Here is a 22,809-nt window from a genome sequence, read left to right as displayed (position 1 = left end):
ATTGGATAAATATTCTAATTACTATTTTCTTCAGTTTTGAACTTATGTAAGTATAAAAATCTATCTTCTACTTTTGACTTATCAGACTCTTCTTTTATAATTGGTTTCATATTTTCATAATCCCAACTGAATGAGTAATATATTGTTTTATTATTTTCTGTTTTTGAAATTAAGAAGTTAATCACTACATATCCTTCATCATTGTTGTAAGGTTTTGAATCTGCTTCATCTTGTGCTGTTTGTAATTCAATTTTGTAACGAGAATCAGATTTAAGCGTTTTTGCCAAAGTGTTAATTGTTGGAATTTTAGGGTTTGTACTAAAGATATTGGCAATGTCCACAGTTTCATATAATTTATCTAAATTCACAACTGCTTCAGAAGCTGTTTTTGATTTTAGATCACTTAGGTAATCTTTGAATTCTTTTGAATATTCATTTTGCACTATTAATTGATCTATAGGGAGTTCACGATACATTCCGAGCACAAGATAATAGTATTCAGGTAATTTTTTAGGATCTAATTTAGGAAAATTTCTTACTGTTATTAATTTACCTGCATCAAAGTTTAAATCATCTTCTTTATTTAAAATTTGTGCATCTTTAGAAATTATTTTACCTTCATGATTTAATTTTCTAACCTTAAACGTTAATATTCCAGTTTCTTCGTTTGATGAAATAACCTTGAAGTCATATTTTTCTAAAGGGTTACCATCTGCTCTGTCGCCCCTCTTATTACGAAGGTATTCACGCAGTAATTCATTTTCTTTTAAAGGAAAAAATAAGGGCAGTGAGTATTGTCCATTTTCAAGATTGATATCACTTTCAAGGTTTTTGTATCATGAAATAATATTTAGTTTTTCTTCTTGTTGTTTATATTTATCATAATTGAAATAAATAGTCATTTCCTTACCAGCTAGGGATTCATCAATAATTTCTCCATCTGTATTGAATAAATCATTTTCTTTGTAAAAAAGAACTTTAACTTTTAAGGTTTCTTGTTCTTCATTGAGTGAGCCGTCAATAATCACAACTTTTGTTTTGATTTCGCTCATATTTTTTCTATGATCTCAATAACTCTTAAACATTTCTGTAAAAAACTCATTATCAAAATCTTTGATAGGTTTAGATTTTAGTGGGTCTGTATCTGATTTAACGGTATATACTTCATTAACTCTTGAATATAAATATTTCACATAGGATTTAAGCTCTGGCTTAAATCCTTCAATATATGTGGTATAACCTTTTGCTTTTGATTTATCCAGAACTTCAGAAACTGAACTCTTACGTATTTCACTTTGATTTTCAAGAGAATAATATTTAGTTACTCCATTAATTGTGCTTGAAAGTAATAACTCAATATTTAATCTATCCTTTATATTAATATTATTATTCAAATCACTATTTTTTTCAGTTTGTGGAACTATAATAAATTCAAATTTGAAAGTATCTCTTAATAAAGGTGGTATAGCGCTTTCAAGTTGCAGTTTAAATAAGGTTTTTAATTCAGAAATATTATCTTCATTTAGATCAGATAATTTTATTTTTGATAGTTTTGAAGATAGCGCTTCTAATTTCTCTTTTTCACTATCATCCAAATTTCGCATTCTATAAGGAATTGGATAATCAATATCAAATGAATTTCTAAAATCTAGAATAGATAATCGCTTATAAGCAAAAGGTGCATAACTTTCTGTTTTAGCAAGATTTTTTAGTTTTATTAACTTTATTAAATTTTCAGAGAATCTTTGTCCGTTTTCTGGAAAAGCTTTGCCTGTTGTTACATCAAAAATATAATTATTAGACCATCGTTTTCGGGTATCACTTGCTTCTAGATAAATAAAAAAATCAGCTTCACCCAAAGCATCATCCCCAGAAATAAATCTCACATTAAGTCTAAAATTTTCTGGAAGTGCCATTCAAGAATCAATTATTTGCTTTCTTATATAAAATGAATCTCGGTCTTTAAGCTCGCTTGGAAAATACATCTTAGCATCACTATCTACAATAAGTTCATCTAGATTAAAATTTTTGTATCAATTTAAAGCATCTTTTTCAAATCTAGCAATCGGACTGAAATTTTTTATAGTAACAACTTTTCCTGCACTAGATCTATTTATTAAAGCAACTGATTCACCATCTGTTTTGAAATATTTATTATCCAAGTACAACGTAATTTTTACTTTTAAAGTAGATTCATAATCGTTTATTCCATCTGGTAAAACAGAAATGTTATAACGAAATCTTTCTGTTGTTTCTATCGCTCTTATATTAAATAATTCATTAAGTTGCTCAGTTGTTACTTGAGAAGGTAAAAGATCAATAAGTGAAGACTCTTCATTAATTTGAATTTCATCTGCTGAAACATCGCTATATCATTTTGCTACATCTGCTTTTAGAGTATCTTTTTTAAATCCACTAATAGTGATAGTTTTTCCTGATTCACGTTTACTTGTGTCATTTCCAGATGTATCATAATATTTATTATTAGCAGTTAAAATAACTTTAACTGCTAAAGTACCTTGTTCATCATTTGCTGTTATTTCAACAAGAAAATCTGATTTTGGAAGTTTGATTAAATTAGGCTTTGTAAAAATTTCTTTAACTTTTGAAAGATTAGTAATTGATGAAGGTAGTTGATTTTTTCAGTTTGCAATTTCAACTTCTAATAAAGAAAAATCGATTACATCTTGATATCAATCACTAACATTTTTTCTGTAATTATGAAAACCTGTTAAAGTTACAACTTTACCAGCCTCTTCTTTTTCATTTACTTCTAATCCATCAGTTGTTAAATATTTATTGGCTTTTTTAATAGTTACTTTAACTTTTAAGGTGCCTTGATAATCATCATCGCTTAAAATATCTAATTCTATTTTTGAATCTTTAATCTCATAAATAGTACTTTCAAATCTAAAAAGATCTATTAAATCATTTTTTGTAAACGATGAAGGATAGCCACCTGCTAATGAACCAGACACATTTTTATCAATTACAATTTCTTTATATCAACGCTTTGCTTTGATCTTATCTAAATCGCGCAATTCTATACTTGAAATAGTAATTACTTTACCTGAATCAGTTGAATTAATATTATCTTCATCACCGTTTTCTCTATAAGATATTGAGTCAGTTTTTAAAGTAACTTTAAGTTTTAAACTAGTATCTATTTTGCTGTTGTATTCACCTACAAAAGATACTTCAATTCTTGCTGAAGGTATCTGTGGCTTATTTTTTTCAAAGAAATTAGTAAATATTAATTTATCTTCATATGCATTAATTGAAGATGCTAAGAGGTTGTTGAAGCCTGTTGTTGCATACAAATCAATAATATTCTCATGATATCATCTAGCAATTATTTCTTTATTGCTTTTTTGAGTAATTACAGGTGTTTCAAAGTTAATTGTAAAGTCGATATTTTCTGTAACTAAGCTCTCATTAGCTCCTAAAGACAAAGTTAATGTTAATCTAACTTGCTTATCTGACAGATTAGATATATCATTTGAAACAATAATGTTAGTTAATGTTGCAAGTCCGAATTTTGGAGCAGTTTTTAATAGTTTTTCAAATTCAGTTTTATTATCTTTAACTGATGAAGCAGTTAAAGCATTAATTGCTTCATCTTTATTTTGATAACTACTTTTAGCATCATATTCTTGAGTTAGAGAACTTAATAATGCTTTAAGAATTTTTCTGTTACTATCTTTTTCAGAAGTTATAGGTGAAGGTTCTACAGGTGCTATTTCGGATGAACAAGCAATTGCTGTTAAAATAGTTGTTGCTGTGATGATTGTGCCAGATAATAACAATCACTTTTTATTTAGTTTTTTCAATTTCATTTCCTTAGACAAATATTTAGTAAATTCAATTAAAATGTTTTACAAAATTACATATCTAAAAAGTTAATGAGAACAAATAATCTAAATTTTTGCAGTATAGTAACTATTTAAATAATCATTAAATAAACATAATTTTGATAAATTTTAATCTAATATTAGTTTAACACAAGTGGACTTCCAAAAACACCAACTCAAAATTCCCAGAAAATTTTTCACTTTTATGTGATATTTAATTAGATATTTTTAATTTTTAGATTTATTTTGTTATCCCTTAGTAAAAAATATAAAATTCAGGCAATTTATGCTGATTAACAAGTGCAAAAAAATGGCATCAAATGATGCCATTAAATTCAGTATAGATTTTTGTTTTAAACTTACTGATAAAAGTCCTTCAATAAAAACTTTTGTATCAATATTTAAACTAAACCTTAAAACCACTAATAGTTATTTCATAACCTTTTGCTGCAGTTTTATCTGTAGTTTCTTCAATTACACCTGTTTCAATATCACTACCAACTTTTAGTGAATAGTATTTAGTAGTGCCTTCAGAAGTACTTGAAAGTAATAGCTGAGCACCTAATGTACCTTTATCTTTATCAGGATTACCTTCTAAATTTGCAACATCAAGATCTGTATTTTTAATTAGTTCAAATTTAAAAGTATTTCTTAATGCTTCAGGTACTAAAGCTTCTAGTTGTTTTGCAAAAGCTTGATTAAGTTCATTCATATCATTAATTTCTGATGAACTAGTTTCAGATAATTTTTTCATTAAAGCTTCTAAGGTTTTTCTTTCAGATTCTCAAAGTGATTTATGTCATACATCTGCTTTTAAGTTAAAGGTTGTTGGAAAGTATGAATTTTTTAAGCGCTTGTAAGCAACTGAAGCAAAGTCTGCTTTTTTGGTTAAATTTTTAATGGTAATTGACTTTTTAATAGGTGTGTTTTCTGAATTATTTGTAACTGCACTTTTGCCAGTTGTTGCATCAAAAATATAACTACCTAGTTTTCCTAAATCTGCTTTTAAAATAAGATTAATTTCTAATTCACCTGTTTCATCATTAGCATTAACTAGGCTAAAATCTAGTATAAATCCTTCAGGAAGATTAGGTAATTTCATTTCTAGTTTTTGCTTGAAACTAGAAATGAATCCATGTTTAGTTTTTACTTCACTAGGTAAATACATGGCTTCAAGATCACTTAAATTAATTTCTGTTGCTTGCATTTTTTCATATCATTTTAAGACTTCATTTTCATATCTAGTTAAAGGACTAAAACCCGTTAAAGTAATAGTTTTTCCTGCATCAGATTTATTTGCTAGAGCCACAATTTGACCATCTGTTTTAAAGTATTTAGTTTGAGACTGAACTAAAGTAATTTTAACTTTTACACTACCTTCATAATTATTAATTTCATCTTTAATAAGTGTAACTTCAGATTCTAAATTATCAATTCCATCTGGTAAAGTAAGTTTAAATAATTCTTTTAGTTTTTCATTTGTAACTAAAGATGGCACTAATTTTGCTAGTTCAAAATCACTAACTTTAATTTCATCTTTAATAGTTTCACTATATCAACTTGTGACATCTTCTTTTAAGGTATCTTTTTTAAATCCACTAATAATAACTTTTTTACCTGCTTCTTTTTGATCAACATTATTTCCATTTAGATCATAAAATTTATTATTTGCAGTTAAAGTAACTTTAACTGCTAGAGTACCTGCTTTATCATCTGCAGATAACTCGACATTAAAATCTGACTTAGGAAGATTTTGTAAATCGGGTTTTGTAAAAATAGATTTTACTTTTTCTAAATCAGTAATAGTTGAAGCAAAAACATCTTTTCAGTTTTCTTTAGGATTATCTATTAAAGATACATCAACAATATTTTTATATCAATTACTTACTGCTTCTTTTAAGTTTTTAAAGTTAGATAAAGTAATAACCTTACCTGCTTGATTTTTATCATCTACTTTTAAAGCATCAGTAGTTAGATATTTATTTTCTTGTTTTAAAAATACTCTTAAACTAATAGTTCCTGAATAATCATCTTCTTCTAAAATATCTAGATCAAGATCGGTATCTTTTGTTTTATAGTTAGTAGTTTTAAAAGTGAATAAAGGAATTAATTCACTTTTAGTAATTGCTGAAGGTGCTTTAGTTTTTAAGTCTGAATCAACTGTTAAATTATTAACTTCTTTTTGGTATCAAAGTTTTATTTTAGTTTGTTCTAGTTCACGTTTGCTTAAATTATTAATAGTAATAACTTTACCTGCTTGATTAGGTTCACTTGTAACTTTTTCACCGTTTTCTTTATAAGTATCATCGTTAATTTTAATAGTTACTTTGACTTTTAAAGATGTGTCTAAATCACCACTTCATTCTTCAGCAAAATCAACTTCTATTTTAGAACCCGAAATTTCAGGAACTAAGGTTTTTAAAAAATCCTGCAAGATTTTTTTATCTTCTTCTAAGGTAATTGATGAAGATAATTTTGTGTTTAATTCATGGCTAGCATTTTGATCAATCACCTTATCTTTATACCAAGCAGCAATTGCTTCGCTATGAGTATCTACTAATTGATTTACAAGATCAAAACTAATTGTAAAATCAATATCTGCAGTAACTAAATCATCGCCATTTCCGTATGATAAAGTTAAAGTTAGTCTTATTTGTTTATCAGTTAAATCATCTTGATTAGATGAATTAACTGCATTAGTTAAATTTGAATCTCCGAATTTAGGTGCCACTTTTAATAAATTAGAAAAAGCACTTTTATCTGTTTTAACAGCATCAGCAGTTAAAGCAGAAATAAGCGATTCTTTCGATGGATACGATGTTTTAGCATCATAATTTTGATTAATTGAAGTTATTAAAACTTCTAAAATCTTTTTGTTTTCTTCCTTGTTTGTATTATCTGGTGCACAGGCAATCGCAGTAGCAACGAAGCTACTTGCAAGAACTGTTCCTGAAAGTAACAACAATTTCTTATTTAATTTTTTCAATTTTTCCTCCTGATTAAATAGTTATTGAAATAACGTCATAAATTGTTTTTAATTTGTAAAATTAATATGCAAATTTGATTGGAATAAGTTATAAATAAGTTCCAAAATTAACGGGCAAAAAAGAATAAATTTTTTAACTTTTTTTAATCGTAATTTAATAGTGTAAAATACTTAACGTATTTAATTTGTCTAGAATTTAAATCTGATAAATTAAAGTTTAGAAAAATAATTATTGAAATCATAAAATGTAAAAACAAATTTTTGAATTAATTAAAAATTTGTTTTTTATTTGTTTTAAAATCAAGATATCTAGATAAAAGAAGAGAGTGTAAAATGAGCATAATTGATGGCAAAATTTTTGACAAGAATTTTCTAATTAAAGATATTCGTGAAAAATTAAATATTACTAGAAAAGAATTTTCTGATGCTTTAGGTCTTAGTAAAAATGATGAAAAGATGGTTAAACTTTGAGAGCTTAATCAAGAAAAAATTCCTTTAGATATTTATAAAAAGATAATCAATTTTCCAATAACTCCTTCACTTATTTCGCCATCAGAAAAAGATAGTAAATTTACACAAATAGATTTATTTGCAGGTATAGGTGGAATACGCCAAGGCTTTCAAAGACAAGGTGGAAGAACTGTATTCTCTTCTGAATGAGACAAGTTTGCACAAAAAACTTATAGAGTAAATTATGGCGAAACACCTTCAGGTGATATCACTAAAATTGATCCAGAAGATATTCCTGATCATGATATTTTATTAGCGGGTTTTCCTTGTCAGCCATTTTCAAATGCAGGTTTAAAATTAGGTTTTGAAGATGCACGTGGTACATTATTTTTTAATATTGCTTCAATCTTAAAAGAGAAAAAACCAAAAGCATTTATGCTTGAAAATGTCAAAAATTTAAGAACACATGATAAAGGAAAAACCTTAAAAGTTATCTTGTCGATTTTAGATCAACTTAATTTTTATGTCCCCGATCCACAAGTTTTAAATGCCTATCATTTTGGTTCTCCACAAAATCGAGAGCGAATAATTATTGTTGGTTTTAACAAAGATTATTTACCTAAAAATTTTACTGAATACACTTATCCTAAAGGTGAAATTGATGACCATTTAACTGTTGGCAACATTCTTGAAAAAGATGTAGATGAGCGATATACACTTTCAGATAAATTGTGACAAGGTCATTTACAAAGAAAGCAAAGTCATCAGAAAAAAGGTAATGGATTTGGTTTTAATTTATTTAATAATGAAAGTAAATATACGAGCACAATTAGTGCAAGATATTACAAAGACGGCAGCGAAGCACTAATTTATCAAGAAGGTAAAAACCCAAGAATGTTAACTCCTAGAGAGTGTGCTAGACTTCAAGGTTTTCCTGAAAATTTTGTTATTCCTGTTTCAAATGCGCAAGCATATAAACAGTTTGGAAATTCAGTTAATATTAATGTAATTGAAGCAGTTGCTAAAAGCATGATTAAATATTTAGAAAAAAATAATGTCTTGTAAAAAGACATAAACTAAATAATTATTAAATGCATATTTTTAACGATAAGCATTTAATTTTTTGCTAAATATTCAGTTTATAAAAATAATTAAAATACCTTCAAAATCGATGACCTGTACTATATTTCAGAACAAATTTAGGGTAATAAAAAATACTAATAACAACTTTAAAATCGTTGTTATTAGTATCAAAATTTATTTGATTTTTAAGGTTTAATTAATTCTAATTTTTTCATAAGCTTCAATAATGTCGCCTTCTTGAATGTCATTAAAATCTTTAATATGGCTACCAAATTCAAAGCCTTTTGCAACTTCTTTAGTATCGTCTAAACCTCTCCTCAAAGTGTCTAAAACACCTTCATGAACAAGTTTATTTTTACGTATTAATTTAATAATTGCACCTGCTTTGATTGAACCATCTTCAACACGACAACCTGCAATATTACCTAATTTTGAATAAGTAAAGATTTTTAAAATTTGCGCTTTACCAGTTAATTTTAATTCATAAATAGGCTCTGCATTTTTATCTAAATAAGCTTGTAAATCTTCAATTAAATGATAGATAACATTATAGTCTTTAATCTCAATTTGCTTTTCTTTAGCTGATTGAGAAATCTGATTTTGTGCCTTAACATTAAAGGTATAAATTTTTGCATTTGAAGCTTGAGCAAGCAATAAATCAGCATTTGAAACATCACCAATTGAAGCACTAACTACGTTAATTGAAAATTCTTTTGTTGATAGTTTTTCAACTGCATGTTTAATCGCTTCGGCTGTTCCTTCAGTATCTGCTTTAATAATAATATTGATATTATCTTTATCAGAAACGTTTAAAGAAATAGTTTGTGTTTGTTGCATAAACTTTTCACGCTTGATTAAACGTTCATTTTCTGAAGCAATTTTTTTAGCATATTTTTCATCTTCAAAACCGATAAATTTTTCACCAGCCATTGGTGAAGATGAAAGTCCTGTAATTCTGACAGGCATTCCTGGAAGTGCTTCTGAAACATTTTTTGATTCACTATCTGTCATAGTTTTAACACGACCTTGATGTGAACCTGCAACGATATAATCACCTAGTTTTAAGGTACCATTTTTAACAATAATAGTTGTTGCAGCACCAACACCTTTTAATAGTCTAGATTCAACAACTACCCCGATAGGATAACGGTTAAAGTTGGCTTTCAAATCAAGAATTTCACTTGTTAAATTGATGATTTGAAATAACTCGTCAATTCCTTCACCTAATAGTGCTGATCCATAAACTACAGGAACATTACCACCTCATTCTTCAATCACAACATCTGCTGCAGATAGTTCTGATTTAAGTTTTTCTAGGTCTTTATTAGGTTTATCCATTTTGTTGACAAAGACAATCATAGGTACTTTTGCAGCATGTGTATGAGCAATTGCTTCTTTAGTTTGGGGCATTACTCCATCATCTGCAGCAACTACTAAAATAACAATATCTGTTAATTTAGTACCACGAGCACGCATCGCTGTAAAAGCTTCATGACCTGGAGTATCTAAGAAAGTAATGGCTTTATTATTATGAAAAATCTGATAAGCACCTGTATGTTGAGTGATTCCACTAGCTTCTGATTCGGCAATTTTTGATTTACGAATCTTATCAATTAAAGTAGTTTTACCATGATCAACATGACCAACAATTGTCACAATTGGAGCCCTTGTTGTTAGTTCACTTTCTTCATCACTAAATTCAACTGTATCTAAATAATTACCTGCATTAATTTCTTTAACAACTTGAAAATCTAAATTTCTTTCAAAACATAATTCAGCAATTTCTTCTTCAGAAAGGATCTTATTTAGATCATATAGTTTTCCTGCTAAAAAGAACTTTTTAACAATTTCTGCTCCTGAAGAATTAGTTTTTTGAGCAAATTCTGCAACAGTCATTGGACCTGAAAAAATAAATTTATTGTTTTCAACTCCACTTTTGACATTGAATAATTGTGTTTCAATTTGATCAATATTTGTTTTTCTTTCTTTTTTACTTTTCTTTGCCATTTTCAATCTCCTCTAGTAGTTGTTGTTTTAAACTATTATAGATGGCTTGATCTATATTTGCTTTAAAAACTCGATTTAAAAGTTTCTTTTTGAATAACTCTTCAATCACAACTTTATCATTTAAACAATAAGCACCTCTTCCGGGCGCTTTTAATGATCAATCAATTGTGATTTGATCATTTTTTTTTGCAAAACGGATTAAATGTTTTCTTTCATAAATTTTATGAGTAACAAAACATTTTCTTTTAATTTCCACTTTTTAATCTCAATCCTCATCATCTAGATTATCTAGATCGATTCCATCTAGAGCAAAATCTGCAAAGTCATTATCTTTAATTGCATAGTCTTGTAGTTTAGCTTTAGTACGGCGATCTTGTCGTTCTTTTTCATCACTTTCTTGATTTTTGATAGCAACTTGTTCTTCAAAATCTGAATCAATTTCTTGATCTAATTCATCAAATGAAGCTGCTTCAATGGCTGCATTAATTTCTGCAAAATCAACATCATAATAATTATCTTCTTTAGTTACAGTTTTATCTTTAGCAGGTTTAGTTTTAACTTTTGGTGCTTCTTTAGTTACTAAATCAGCTGGGCCTGCTCCTTGAGTATCTTTGATACTTTCAAAATAATTATCGAAGGCTTCAATATCTTTATTAAAGTCTGAAATATCAAAACTATCTTTGCGTTTAGGTTTTGCAGTTTTAGTATAGCTTGATTGTGAACGGTTGGTTTGCACTCTTTTATTAGTTAAGCTGAAATTATTAAGTTGTTCTAGTTCATCTTCAGTGACATTAGCATTTCATAAAATTTCTTGTTTAGCAGCTAAAGCATCTGTGTAACCTTTAACATTAACACGACTTCTAGTAATTTCACTTGCTAAATAAGTGTTAATTCCACCCTTACCAATTGCTACTGAAACCATGGCATCAGGCACAACTATTTCATAAGCATATTGATCAGGTGATTCTTGTTTTTCACTGATTGAAATTACTCTAGCAGGTTTTAAAGCATCTAGCATAAAACTTAAACGGTCTTCGCTGAAGGTAATAAAATCTAGTTTTTCTTCACCTAATTCTGAAGATAAGGCTTGTGATTTTGATCCTTGTTGACCAATTAAAATTCCAATTACATCTAAATCTTCACGTGCTAAATCAGGGTTAGCCATCACGGCAATTTTACTTCTAACACCTGCACGGCGAGCAATTCTTTTAACTAAAATTTCTTTTGAAGCAATTTCTGGGAAAGTGCTTTCAAGCAGTTTTAATAGTTCAAAAGGGCTAGTTGTTGAAACCATGATCATTGAACCATTTTTCTTAGGCTGTGCTAAAACATCTGTAATAAAGACTTCATAAACTCCATTAACTTTGATTTCAGGATATTTTTTCTTCAAATCAGCAGTTCTAATAAAAGTTACGCTTTCGCTATCTCCCACAATTGAAATTGTGACTAGCATTTCTGTAATGTTTTCAATTTTAACTTTAATTGCTTCACCAATACGATCTTTATAAGTTAAATAAATACGATCTTTAGTTGCTTTTGAAAGGTTTTGTTGGAATAAGTTTTGAATTTTTCTAACTCTAGCTTGAGAAAGGTTTTGATATTCAATTGCTTCAACAACTGTATCATCAACCACTGCTTTTTTATCTAGTTTTAAAGCTCTTGAAAGGGGAATATAAGTAATTAAATAAAGGTCTTTTGTATCTAAATCTGACTTTTTCTCAGCCTTAGCTAATTCTTCTTCAAACTCTTCATCTGAAACAATAATTTTAGGTGCTTTAACGATTAAGGTTTCACCTTCATCAACTCATTCTTTTTCTAGTTCCACATCTTGATCGATCTCTAAAAAAATGTGTTTTAAGGCTTCGAAGAAGATTTCTTTGACATTTTCAATGTCTAATTTACGACTTTCAGCAATAAAAGCAAAATTCGCATAATTTTTTTTGCTTCCTGTCTTCTTTTTAATTTCTGCAACACTCATTTATACCTCTTGTTTTTTGTGTTATATAATGTAAAAAAGTTGCCAAAGCAACTTTTTTCTCGCTCGAATACAATTATTATCACTGTTAAAACAATTTTAATAATTTGTATAAATTCATTTTAATGCAAAACTAATAAAAAACTGCAAAAAAATCTAGTTTTTTAAATATCTTTAACCTATTTATGCAAAGTTTTAAAATTATTGCATAGTTATTTGAGAGAGAGTGGAAGTATTTTTTTTGAACTTACTAATTATCCTAGATTCACATCTAGGCATTTCAACTAACTATATATAAGTTTATATATTACAACAGAAAAGAGGAAAGGTAAATTTTTTCAATATAAATTTACCATCTAAACATGCGAAAAAAAATCATATTCACATCTACTTTATCAGTAGCATCAGTTGCTGTTGCAGCAACTGCAATTGCTTGTGCTCCAGATCAAAACCCACCTGCTAAAGATACTGTAGAAACAACTTTGAAAAAAATTGCTGATGCATTAAATAGTTTAGAGTTAACAATCAAAGAAAAAGATACAGATACTGCAGTTAAAGCAAAATTAGAAGCAATTACTAGTGACTACAAAAATAAATTAGTAGCATTAGTAACTGATGCAACTAAATTCAATCAACATCTAGGTTCAGCAGAAATTACAAGTTGAAAGGTGACAAATACAAGTTCTACTTCATTAAGTCTTGAATTATCACTTAAATATACTGAATCAGGAGTAAGTGCAACTAATAAAGCAACAATTAAAATTGTTGGTTTAGGAACAAGTACAACAGAAATAATTAGACAAGAACTTGCAGATGCAGTGGCTAAATTTGCAGATCGTGATCTAAAAGCAGATTCAGCAGATAAAAAATTATTTGCAACACAGTCGAATATTAATTCACTCGAAACATGAAATAGTAATACAACTGGAACAGCAGTTACAGTTGATAGTTCAATCACTGTAAGTTTTAATAAAATTTCAAGTGATTCAGGTAATGGAACTGCTACTTACAGAGTAACATTATCTAAAGAAAGTCAAACAATAACTAAAGATATTAAAGTTAGTGGCTTTAAACCACAAACACTTAGTGATGATGAAAAAGCAGTTGAAAAAACCTTCAATGCCTTTACTTTAAAAGAGGCTACTTTTGATCGTGGATCTCAACGTATTGAAAAAACAGGTAAGTTTGATTTTGATAATAATCGTGACTGATTATTATCAATGTCTAATTCATATTCAAGAGCAAGTGCTTATAAACCAACTGTTTTAGATAGCAAAAAATTTACTACTGCAGACTATTTTAAAGCAGAAACAGCTAACCACTTACAAGCAAAATTAGTTGAAAGAGACCAAATTAAACTAGAAGAAGGTGTAACTGGAAAAGTTAGAATCGTAACCTCAAATGATATCAAAGGTGAAGTAGTAGTTGCTATTAGTTTTGAAAAAGGTAATGCTAAATCAGGAGAGAAATTCTTAACTATTAAGAATTTCTTAGACCAAAAAGAATTGGGTACATTTGCTGGAGCAATTTATGGTTATTTAGTTGATAAATGAAATAAACCAGAAAATAAACATTTAAAACCTGCATTTGCTACTGAAGCAGGAGCTCAAAGATATATTGAGTTAATGCAAAAAACTTTTGATGATACATGAACATATCCTAACGATGTTAAATTAACTTTAACAATCGATAATAGTAAAGGTGGTATTGATTATAAAAATCTACAAATTCATTTATTAGGAACATACACCTTAAATAATGTAGTTCTAGCAAAAAATGATATTACTTTAATGAATTTCAATGATGGCTTAAGTGCTGATGCTAGATTAGTTTTAGAAGCTTATAATGGTTTCACAAAAACTGAGTATAGAACTCGTGTGCCTAGTCAAGAGCAAGGTGAATTTACAGGTGCTAAATGAATTCCTAGCACTCAAGGAATTAATTCAATTGAAAAATTGAATCAAAAGTTACCATCAACAGATCAGATAACTTGACTGAATAAGGAACAAGGCGTTGAAGTTGAAGTTGAAACTGCAGGATTTAATAATAGCAATGGAACCGTTGAACTTGAATTAATTTTCAAAAAAGGTGAAATAAAATCTGATGCATTAAAAATTACTTTATCTGGATTTTTTACAGACCAACATATTCTTAGAGGGGCTACTGAATTATACAAAAAAGCAATTACTACAAAGGGTTCTGATGGTAAAAATCCACTTGAAGAACAAATGAAAAAATACATAGTTTATCTTAAACCAGGTGAAACCACTCAATTATCACCAGAGTCAACAATTCAAATCATGGCATATCAATCTTATGTTACTAATTTATTAAATTACGGAGATGCCTCAATAGGGTTGCCTGGATTATGACAACTTGCAAACTCTGCTATATTAGTACTTCTTGATGGTGGTGTTGCAGGTCCATTTAAATATGTTGTTCAATATGGGGGACTACAATCTGAACCATTCCAATTAACAATTCCACAACCACAATTTAAACTACCTCCTGGTTCAACAACTAGATAGTAGATTAACCAACATCAAACAGAAAGATTTTGTCTTTCTGTTTTTTTATATTCTTTTGCTTAATTATGCTTTTTTTATATTTATTCACCTTATTTAACTATTAAAAAGTTAATGAAAAAAGGCCGCTTTCACGACCCACTTTAGATACACTATATATACTAAGAATAAAATTAAAAGGAGAAAATCTTATTCCTTAATAATTTTAACCCAAAAAAGACTGGTTTATGCAAAAAAAGTGAAAAACATTTTTAGCACCCGTCTTTTTTGACAAAAGTCTAAAATCATATCCTGTTACTTTACTATATAAGAGAGAGTTAAAGGAGTTTAATTTAAACTACTTTTAAATTTAGTTTCTAAACTATTTATTTTAGAAACTAAGGGTAACCAGAGAAATTTATAAACAACAAAAGAGAGGGAATTTAAATTTGCTAGACAAATTTAAATTTAGATAATGAAAAGAAAATTTCTAATAACAACAGTGTTGTCATTAGGTTCTGCTATTGCTGTAACTGCAGCAATAGCATGTTCACCAATTGATAAGCCGTTAATTAAAGATACAGTTGAACTTACTTTAGCTAAAATTGCAACTAGTTTAAAAAACTTTGAACTAACAATTAAAGACAAAGATTTACCGAGTGTAATCAAAACTAAAGTTGAAGCAATCACTAGTGACTTTGAAACTAAGTTAGTTGAACTAGCTACAAAAGGTAAATTATTCAGTGAATTTTTAGGTGAAGCAAAAATTACTAGCCTTAAAGTAAGTGATCAAAGTCCTACTTCATTAAGTCTTGAATTAGGACTTTCATATACTGAAGAAGGTGAAACCTCTACTAATAAAACAACAATTAAAATTGTTGGTTTAGGAACTAGAGTAAGTACTTTAATTCAAGAAGAACTAGCAACTATAATTGCTAAATTTACAGATCGTGATTTAAAAGATACTTCAAAAGAAAAAGAATTATTGCCATCTAAAACAACAATTAATAATTTAGAAACTTGAAATATTAATACAAGTGGAGAAGTTGTTGCAGTTGATAATTCTATTACTGTAACTTTTACTAAAGTTTCAAGTGATACAACAAAAGGAGTAACTATTTTTAAAGTTACACTTACAAAGCAAAGCGAAACTTCATCTAAAGATATTAAAGTAAGTGGTTTTAAAACTAAGTTACTTAATGCTGATGAAAAAGATGTTGAAACAACTTTCAACAACTTTACTTTAAAAGTTGCGAATTTTGATCGTGGAGCAGAAAAACTAACAGTTGAATCATTTGTTGAGATAGACACAGGAAATGACTCAGGTACTATTTATGAATATCGATTTGAGAAAAACCCTGATTGACTTTTATCAATGTCTAATTCAAATTCAAGAGCAAGTGCTTTCAAGCCAACTGTTTTAGATTCTAAAACATTTCCTAAAGCAGATTATTTTAGTAACGACATCAAAAACCATTTACAAGCTAGATTAAAGGAAAAAGATCAAATTAAACTAGAACAAGGTGTAAGTGCAAAAGTGAGAATAGTAACTGCAGATGACATTAAAGGAGAAGTAGTTGTTGCTCTTACTTTTATTAAAGGTGATGCTAAATCAGATGAGAAATTTTTAACCATTAAAAATTTCTTAGATCAAAAAGAATTAGGTTCTTTTGCATACGCTATTTACGGTAAATTAGTTGATACGTGAAATCGCCAAGATAAAAATTTAAAACCCGGTTTTAGCGATGAAGCAACAGCTTTAAAATATATTGAATTAATGCAAAAAACTTTTGATGATCAAAAGTTTTATCCTAATGATGTAAGTCTAATGTTAGCAGTTGATACTGCAAATGGTGGCATTGATTATGATAAATTAGAAATTAATTTAATAGGTACTTACATTTTAAATAATGTAGTTTTAGCAACTAATAAAATTGTTTTACAAGGCTTTAATGATAGTTTAAGTGGTGATGCAAAACTAGTTTTAGAAGCATCTAATAATTTTAATATTAAGGAATTACAAGCGAGAAATCCTGTTGTTAGTGATACAGTTAATGAAGCAAGAGGAGGACTATGAATTCCTAGTAGACAACACTTTAATTCGCTAGAAGAACTGAATGAAAAATTAAGTCAAGATCATAAAATTATGACATGACCTAATAAAAATAAAGGTGTTATTTTAGATGTTAAAACTATTGGTTTTAACGGAGTTAATGGATCAGTTACATTACAGTTTAATTTCAAAAAAGGCAACATTATTTCAGAACCTATTACTGTTACACTGAAAGGCTTTTTTATAGATGCACAAGTTTTTGATATTGCTAAAAATGCTTTTAAAGCAATGCTTGAAACTAAAGATCAAGATGGTGTAAAAGTTATTGATAAAAAGATTCAAGAATTTGTTGTTTATATAGCACTACCTCAAACTAGTGAAAATCAAAGAAATATTCAAACACAGTTGAATATTTTTGGAAGTTATTTTGCTAACTTAATTAATTTTGGTTCACCTTCAGATGGTATACCGGGCTTATCATGATTAGGAAATACTGCATTAGTCAGAATTAAACATTTAGATTTTAATGGTAATGCTAAATTTGTTGTCATGTACAACGGTTTAGAATCTGAAGAAATTAGTATTAAACTTCCAAAACCTCAATTTAAAGGTGCAATTATTCAACCAGTTAATGTTGTTTAAAATTGAGGACAGAAAGTCAAAAACTTTCTGTTTTTTTTCTTTCATTTAGGTCTAATTAGGAAAATAAGTTAGTAAAAAAATATAAGTAGTAAATTTAATTACTTTGATTAAACATTTAAAGCATTTGTAAACGTATTTATTAACACGTTTTTAAATGTTATATTAAGCCAAAAAGCCCCATAAACATGGTTTTTAGCATTTAAAGTTCTTTATTATCAACTAATAAACCAAGTTAATAATTTGGTTAAATAAATTTTAATCCCAAAGAAATTAAAAGTTCCAAAATAAACCAAGTTTTAAAATATCTTCAGACTATTTTGACAAAGTTTTAAAATTGGCACGTAGTTATTTTAGTGAAAGAAAAAAGTGTTTTTATGAATCTACTTTTTTAAGTTTATAAGTAAACTTTAACAAATCAAAAATAACTATAAACTTATAAATAACCAAAAGAGAGGTAAGGCTAAATTTGCTTTGTAACTTTAGTCTTAAAATAATGAAGAGAAAATTTTTAATCACAACTGGTTTATCACTTGGTTCAGTAATTGCTGTAACTGCAGCAATTGCTTGTTCACCAATTGATAAGCCACCAGCTAAAGAAACTGTGGAAATTACCTTGCAAAAAATTGCAACTAATTTACTCAACTTTGAATTATCAATCAAAGAAAAAGAAACTGATACTGCAGTTAAATCTAAAATTGAAGCATTTACAGGAGAGTATAAAACCAACTTATTAAGTTTAGTAAAAAATACTGAACAATTTAGTCAGTTTTTAGGTGATGCACAAATAACAAGTATCAAAGTAACAACATTAAATACTAAATCAATCGGTCTTGATCTAGGTCTAGTTTACACAGAAGATGGCGTATCAGCAACTAATAAAACTACTATTAAAATTATTGGTTTAGGTGCTAAAAATAGCGAAGCAATTCAGAAATTATTAGAGGATGAAATTGCTAAATTTACAGATAGAAATTTAAAAGATAATTCATCTAATAAATTATTATTAGCATCAAATTCAGATATTAATTCACTAGCAACTTATAACACTAATACCGTAGGTGAAGCAGTTGAAATCGATGCATCAGTTGCTGTAAGTTTAACTAAAGTTTCAAGTGATACAGAAAAAGGAAGTATCGTTTTGAAAGTAACACTTTCAAAAGAAAATGAAACTAAAACTAAAGATATTAAAGTAAGTGGTTTCAAAATTAAAACACCTGACAGTGATGAAAAAGCTGTTGAACAAACTTATAACAACTTTAATTTAAAAGTTGCCAATTTTGATCGTGGAGCAGAAAAACTAACAGTTGAATCATTTATCGTAGAACAACCAGGAATTAAACATCCAACGGGAACAAATAGTTCAAAACCTATTCTTAAGTACGACTTTGATAAAAACCCTGATTGGCTTTTATCAATGTCTAATTCAAACTCAAGAGCAAGTGCTTATAAGCCAACTGTTTTAGATACTAAAACATTTGCTAGAGCAGACTACTTTAAAAAAGAAACAGCAGATCATTTACAAGCTAAATTAAAAGAAAAAGATCAAATTAAGCTCGAAGAAGGTGTCACTGGAGAGGTTAGAGTAATTAGTTCTGATGATATTAAAGGTGAAGTAGTTGTAGCAATTTCTTTTGTTAAGGGCAGTGCTAAATCAGAAGAAAAGTTATTAACTATTAAGAATTTCTTAGACCAAAAAGAACTAGGTACTTTCGCTGAAGCAATTTATGGTTCATTAGTTAATGAATGAAATCTACTAGATAAAACTAATGAACCAGGCTTTAGTAATCAAGTTGAGGCTAATAAATATATTGAACAAATGCAAGAAGTATTAGACCAAAAAAGAGCCTATGTTAACAATGTCAAAGTTCAGTTGCTAATCGATGCAAATAAAGGTGGAATTGACTATAAAGATCTAAAAATCAATCTTTTAGGTACATATACTGTGAATAATGTAATTCTAGGTGATAATGATGTTGTTTTACAAAACTTTAATGCCAACTTATCTCAAGATTCAAAACTAGTTAAAGAAGCTTATGATAGCTTTACAAAACTTGATTATAAAGTTAGAGATCCTAAGCCAAATGAAAAAGTTGATGGTAAATGAGTTGCTAGTTCACAAACAATTACTACTATTGATCAACTAAATGAAAAACTATTTGAAAATCAAAAAGTGACTTGAACTAATCAGGATAAAGGTGTTACGGTTGAAGTCAAAACTGTTGACTTTGTAAACAAAGATGGTTCAGTTGCTTTACAATTAATTTTCAAAAAAGGTAGTGCTAAGTCAGAACCTGTAAAAATTACTTTATCAGGATTTTTAACTGATAAACAAGTTCTAGATCACGCAGTAGCAATCTTTAAAAAGGTAATGGAAAAAGATGCACACGGTAATAACAAATATGAAAATAGAATGAAAAACTATGTTCTATATTTGAAACTAAATCCTAGACAAACACTAGATAATTTAGGTACTATGCAGATGGTTGCTTACCAAGCATATGTTACAAAACTTCTTAATTCTGGCGATGGACCTGCTCGCATCGATGGTTTAGAAAAACAAGTAAATGGTGCTATATTAGTCTTTGTTGATGGTGGACTTGCAGGTGATTGAGAATTCACTGTTCATTATGGTGGACTAGTTTCAGAGATTTTTACACTAAAAATTCCTTATGCTAAAACTCAAGAAATTTAGTTTCTGAAAATTAAAACTAATAAATATTAAGATAGCAATTTTTTGAAAATTGCTATTTTTTAATCTTAGTGTTTAAGCATAAAATTCATAAATTTTGGCATAGCACTTTTGCAAAAAATTCTTGTAAAAATTCAGGTTTATTTCATAAATAGTTTGACTAATTTTATAAAAGTTTATAATTCGCTTATCAAAAAAGGAGGTGCTAAATTTGCTCTTCAAATTTAGCAAAATTCATATGAGAAATAAATTTTTACTTGTAACTAGTTTATCAGTAGGAGTAGCAATTACTGCAGTTGCAGCAATTGCTTGTGAGCCTATCGACCAACCCATTAACAAACCTATAGAGCAGCAACCTATTAAGATAGATACAGCAGAAAATAAGTTGAAAAAAGTAGTTGAGAATTTAAATACCAAAGGTTTTTTTTCTGCTAAAAAAAGAGATGATCTTGAATCTGTCATGGCTAAATTTAAGGCAATCACAAGTGATTACAAAAATAAATTATTAGATTTACTTTCTGACACTGATGCAGAAAGTTTAACAGAGTTACTAGATAAAGCACAAATAACTAATGTTAAGGTTATCGGATCAGAAGAAACTATTATCAATTTAAAATTATCACTTGCTTATACGGAAAACGGTTTTACTTCAAATAATGAAGCTGAGATTAAGATATGAAATTTTGCACCTGAACAATATGAAATTCTTACAAAATTTTTAATTTCTGAATTAAATAAATTTGCTGATAGAGAACTAAAAACAGATTCTTCTAATAAGAAACTGCTAGCCTTTAAAAGTGACATTAATTCATTAGAATCATGAAATAGCAATACAGTTGGTGAACCCGTTTCAATCAGAGAAGATATAACCGTAACTATAATAAAAACCAAAACCAACGCAGCCGAAGGGGAGGCTTTTTTCAAAGTTATACTTGAGAGCTTTTATCAAAAACAAGAGAAAATAGTTAAGGTCGGTGGCTTTAAAACAAAAGTTTTAACTGATGATGAAAAAGCAGTTGAAAAAACCGTAAATAACTTCACTTTAAGAAAAGCGACATTGGATTGGGAGAACACATATAATCAATGAATAAATGGTAGACTTCAGGATGTTATTGATGATTATGATCCCAATGAACCAAGAACACTTATTATAGATTCTAAAAAATTTGCATTAGCTAGATCTAATTCACACTCACGGGCAGGTGCTTTCAAACCAACCATCTTAGATAATAAAAAATTCAAAAAAATCCAATATTTAGAAAAAGAAACTGCAAAATATTTACAAGCAAGACTAGAGGAAAAAAATGAAATTAAACTTGAAGAAGGTGTAACTGGAGAAGTAAAAGTTATTAAAGCAGATGACATAAAAGGAGAAGTAATTGTTTCAATTACTTTTGTAAAAGGTGAAGCAAGATCTGGAGAAATTCAACTAACTATTACTCAGTTTTTAGCAAAATGAGAACTTATTAGCGTTGCTTATAAAGTTTATAAAACTTCATTAAAAAAATGAAATGAGCAAGACAAAATCACTAAACCAGCCTTTACTAACAAACAAACTGCTAATGAATATATCAAAACTATGCAAAAAATTTTTGATAATAAAATAACATATGTAAATGAGGTTAGGTTAAAACTAGAAGTGGATTCAACTAAAGGCGGCATTGATTATAAAAATCAAAAAATCTATCTTTTAGGTACATATAGCATTGGTGATTTAGTTTTAGACACAACAGAAATTGTTTTAGAAGGTTTCAACGACAACTTATCTGAAGACAATAATTTAGTTTTAATGGCTTATAACGATTTTAATAAATTCAATTATCAAGTTAGAGAACCTAAAGAAAATGAAAAAGTGGAAAGCAAATGAGTTGCTAGTTCGCAACAAATTGATACTATTGAAAAACTAAATGACAAACTACCTGAAGGTCAAAAAATAAGTTGAACTAATCAAGATAAAGGTGTTGCAGTTGAAGTAAAAACTATTGACTTTTCAAACAAGGATGGTTCATTAACTCTAGAGTTAATTTTCAAAAAAGATAATATTAAATCAGAACCCGTGAAAATTACTTTATCAGGATTTTTAACTGAAAAGCAAGTTTTAGATAACGCTGTAGAAGTCTTTAAACATGCACTGGTTAAAGATGAAAATGGTAAAAATAAATATGAAGAACGCATGAAAAATTTCGTTCTATATTTAAAATCTAATGCTAGAGATACTCTAGATGATAAAGGGCTTTTACAAATGGTTGCTTACCAATCATATGTTAGCAATTTATTAAATTATGGAGATGGGCCTGCTTCTATTAAAGGAATAAGTAAACTTGTAAATGGTGCAATTTTAGTCCTTAAAAATGGCGGGCTTACAGGTGAATGAGAATTCACTGTTCATTATGGTGGATTAGTTTCTGATGTTTTTACACTAAAAATTCCTTATGAAAAAACCCAAAATATTTCGTTTTAAAAAGATGAAACTAATAAATATTAAGATAGTAATTTTCAAAAATTGCTATTTTTAATTCTCATTAATAAGTAGGTTGAAATCTTTTTTAAAGGAATAAATTTTGCCATA

10 protein-coding genes are annotated in these 22,809 nt (G+C 28.2%); 5 read left to right on the top strand and 5 right to left on the bottom strand.

Annotated features, from left to right (window positions below):
- Window positions 1–14 precede the first annotated feature (14 nt).
- Window positions 15–3,836, bottom strand: a complete 3,822-nt coding sequence (locus tag CJF60_RS03435) for a lipoprotein 17-related variable surface protein (protein ID WP_084232775.1) — start codon at window positions 3,834–3,836, stop codon at window positions 15–17.
- A 421-nt stretch (window positions 3,837–4,257) separates the two neighbouring features.
- Window positions 4,258–6,837: a lipoprotein 17-related variable surface protein gene (locus CJF60_RS03430; RefSeq protein ID WP_084232774.1), complete on the bottom strand. Its 2,580-nt coding sequence runs from the start codon at window positions 6,835–6,837 to the stop codon at window positions 4,258–4,260.
- A 333-nt stretch (window positions 6,838–7,170) separates the two neighbouring features.
- Between CJF60_RS03430 and dcm the strand changes: the two genes are divergently transcribed.
- On the top strand, window positions 7,171–8,352 hold the full coding sequence (gene dcm / locus CJF60_RS03425; protein WP_084232773.1) for a DNA (cytosine-5-)-methyltransferase: 1,182 nt from the start codon (window positions 7,171–7,173) through the stop codon (window positions 8,350–8,352).
- A 210-nt stretch (window positions 8,353–8,562) separates the two neighbouring features.
- Here dcm and infB read toward each other — a convergent pair whose 3' ends face one another.
- Genes infB through CJF60_RS03410 form a run of 3 tightly spaced genes read right to left on the bottom strand, consistent with a single transcriptional unit; the run spans window position 8,563 to window position 12,355 of the window.
- Window positions 8,563–10,377 (bottom strand): translation initiation factor IF-2, encoded by a 1,815-nt coding sequence (gene infB, locus CJF60_RS03420; protein WP_084232772.1) that lies wholly within the window; start codon window positions 10,375–10,377, stop codon window positions 8,563–8,565.
- The gene (locus CJF60_RS03415) at window positions 10,361–10,633 is read right to left on the bottom strand and encodes a YlxR family protein (RefSeq protein WP_084232771.1); all 273 of its coding nucleotides are present in this window, start codon (window positions 10,631–10,633) and stop codon (window positions 10,361–10,363) included. Before CJF60_RS03415 ends, infB begins: the two co-directional genes overlap by 17 nt.
- Before the next feature lie 3 nt (window positions 10,634–10,636).
- Window positions 10,637–12,355 (bottom strand): hypothetical protein, encoded by a 1,719-nt coding sequence (locus tag CJF60_RS03410; RefSeq protein ID WP_084232770.1) that lies wholly within the window; start codon window positions 12,353–12,355, stop codon window positions 10,637–10,639.
- 359 nt (window positions 12,356–12,714) lie between these two features.
- Between CJF60_RS03410 and CJF60_RS03405 the strand changes: the two genes are divergently transcribed.
- From CJF60_RS03405 to CJF60_RS03390, 4 genes are all read left to right on the top strand, one after another.
- Window positions 12,715–14,880 carry a lipoprotein 17-related variable surface protein gene (locus CJF60_RS03405; RefSeq protein WP_084232769.1) on the top strand — a complete coding sequence of 722 codons (2,166 nt, stop codon included), beginning with the start codon at window positions 12,715–12,717 and terminating at the stop codon, window positions 14,878–14,880.
- 451 nt (window positions 14,881–15,331) lie between these two features.
- A complete protein-coding gene (locus CJF60_RS03400; protein ID WP_084232768.1) occupies window positions 15,332–17,551 on the top strand; it encodes a lipoprotein 17-related variable surface protein in 2,220 nt (739 codons plus the stop codon).
- A gap of 493 nt (window positions 17,552–18,044) precedes the next feature.
- Window positions 18,045–20,243: a lipoprotein 17-related variable surface protein gene (locus CJF60_RS03395; RefSeq protein WP_084232767.1), complete on the top strand. Its 2,199-nt coding sequence runs from the start codon at window positions 18,045–18,047 to the stop codon at window positions 20,241–20,243.
- Window positions 20,244–20,478: 235 nt separating this feature from the next.
- A complete protein-coding gene (locus CJF60_RS03390) occupies window positions 20,479–22,701 on the top strand; it encodes a lipoprotein 17-related variable surface protein (protein WP_084232766.1) in 2,223 nt (740 codons plus the stop codon).
- Window positions 22,702–22,809 lie beyond the last annotated feature (108 nt).

This window comes from Mycoplasmopsis agassizii (genome assembly GCF_002272945.1).
In the GTDB taxonomy this organism is placed as follows: Bacteria; Bacillota_I; Bacilli_A; order Mycoplasmatales; family Metamycoplasmataceae; genus Mycoplasmopsis_B; species Mycoplasmopsis_B agassizii.
Note: the sequence above shows the minus strand (reverse complement) of the source record. Positions and strands in the feature narration are given on the sequence as shown.